Source organism: Chryseobacterium sp. sg2396, assembly GCF_042610505.1.
In the GTDB taxonomy this organism is placed as follows: Bacteria; Bacteroidota; Bacteroidia; order Flavobacteriales; family Weeksellaceae; genus Chryseobacterium.
In genome coordinates, this window is record NZ_JBHGAQ010000048.1 from 1 (window position 1) to 2,237 (window position 2,237).

At 44.8% G+C, this 2,237-nt stretch carries 1 protein-coding gene and 1 pseudogene; both read right to left on the reverse strand.

The features are described from left to right. Positions 1-545 (reverse strand): annotated as a pseudogene (locus ACED20_RS21080) (hypothetical protein); the annotation flags it as partial. Between the two features lie 29 nt (positions 546-574). Next, positions 575-2,098, reverse strand: coding sequence for an L-type lectin-domain containing protein (locus tag ACED20_RS21085; RefSeq protein WP_378106708.1), 1,524 nt, complete (start codon positions 2,096-2,098; stop codon positions 575-577). Between the last annotated feature and the right edge of the window lie 139 nt (positions 2,099-2,237).

Sequence of the window (2,237 nt, forward strand, 5' to 3'; positions counted from 1 at the left end):
TACAACATCATTCCTTCCACGAAATTGGATGAAGAGATGCCCGTCGGATTTCCCGTATTGTTAAAAGCTACTCTGTTGATTACCATTCCTTTTGTTTTGGATTCAAGGGCTGTCCATGCTCCTTTTCTTACCATCGGCCAGTTGTCTGCATTTACACCAGCTCTGCCTAACGCTGAAATTCCTACATTTGTGTTCAGTGTTGTTCCTGAAGTTATCGAAGGCTTATAGCAAGTGGAACATCCAGGAGGCTGAACAGCATTATTCTGAGAAGTTCCGATACCTTGTCCTTCGTCACCACCGATGTCGGCAGCCCCTCCAGAATTTACCAGATTCGGTACCCCTGAAGCATTTACACATGAAGCAGAAGCACAAAGGTTTTTGTTCGGAGCGGTAGATCCTGTTCCGGAGGTCACATTACCACCTGCAAGAACGAGCTGGTTCAATGTTACATTCTCATCTCCTTCGATCGCATCAGGACATCCGTCATTATCGGAATCCAGGTCAAGCTGGTTCGGAATACCGTCGCCATCCGTATCTAATTCCAACGGAAGTTGGGAACAGAAATCGGTATACCTTACGCTCTGTTCGTTAACCGCTCCTCCTGTAGAAGCCGTATATCCGNATTATCGGAATCCAGGTCAAGCTGGTTCGGAATACCGTCGCCATCCGTATCTAATTCCAACGGAAGTTGGGAACAGAAATCGGTATACCTTACGCTCTGTTCGTTAACCGCTCCTCCTGTAGAAGCCGTATATCCGAAATAAACATTGCTTACGCCGCCAAAATAATTGGTAATCGGATTGGAAGATGGAAACGTATAGGCTCCAGCCAGAACTCCGCCTACTGTATAAGACAATTTCTTTGTCGGGAAATCCCATGTGATGACAACCGGTCTCCATACATTATCTTCTACATTCCCTAAATCAACGGCAGTTGTAAGAAGGTTAGCACCACTCTGGCTTGCAGAAGCCCAGATCTGACCGTGGTCGTTGGGAATATCTCCTACACCTGGCCCGTTATCATAGGTATCTACTTCAAGTACAATTCCGTTCTGGATACCAACTGCTCCGATACCGCCACCTGCACCTCCCACTGCATCAACTCCTGCCGGGGAATTATGGAATACGGTGGCAACGCCGTCGGCTCCTCCGTCACTGCTCCCGAAATTGGCTTCGTAGCTTAGGCTAAAGCTTTTGTTGAAATCCACTTTTCCGTAAGACCACATTTGACCAGCCTGGTCGTTTAATGCCGGGGTCAATCTAACCTGTTTGGAATTAATCTGTGTAGCATTACCGTTTAGCTTAAAAATAGTACTCACTGTTGAATTGGGATCCAATCCTTTTTCGATACAATCTTCAATACCGTCGTTATCATCATCAAGATCCAGGGAATTGGGAATCCCGTCACCATCGGAATCGCACTCAACAGGGGTGAAAACAATATTGTCGATTCCTACATCGTTTCCATTTCCACCGTTCTGCTGTAAATTAACAATTTCAAGCTTCACTATAGAAGTTGACGGCGTAAAAGACAGATTAAGTCTTCTCCATACATCGTCATTAGCCATTCCCAGATTGCTTGAATTGGCAGTTGCCAAAGTATTATTGTTACTGTCCTTAATGCTTAACTGCAGGTTGGGAATATCTCCACAACCGTTGCATAATCCGGCCATATCAATTCTGAATCGATAGAGCTGTCCCTGTACGACATTTAGATTGTCGACCCGGTAAATGACCGTATTAACTGTTCCGCCTGAATTGATATTGATCGCAAGATATCTTCCGGTCGTAGAACCGGCTGTGATATCGGTATAGCCTGCATCTTTACCTCCGGTAAGGTCTGTCATCACAAAAGATGCCGTTTGTGCGGATGAAGTGGTAACGGAATAAAATCCATCTCCAGGGTTGGTGGCTTGATAAGTATGTCCTAATACATAGGAATCTGCGGAAGTACTATTGCTATTGCTGTTTCCTGTCCCGAAATCATTCCTGAATACGGGAGTACCTTCCGCCGTAGCCGGACAGGTCTGGCCAAAGCCTGCGCTGCTTATAAGAAGGATCAGGAATAAGGCTGTGTTTTTTATTTGTGTTAAATTCATAAAGTAATTAATTATATATGTGCTTTAAGGGAAAGCACTAACTTGTATTTGATATCTAAAATAAAGAAGGCCCTGCAGAGAAGGCCTCCAGAAAAATTATTTGAATTACAAAGGTTTCCAGAAAGACCATACCGTCCCG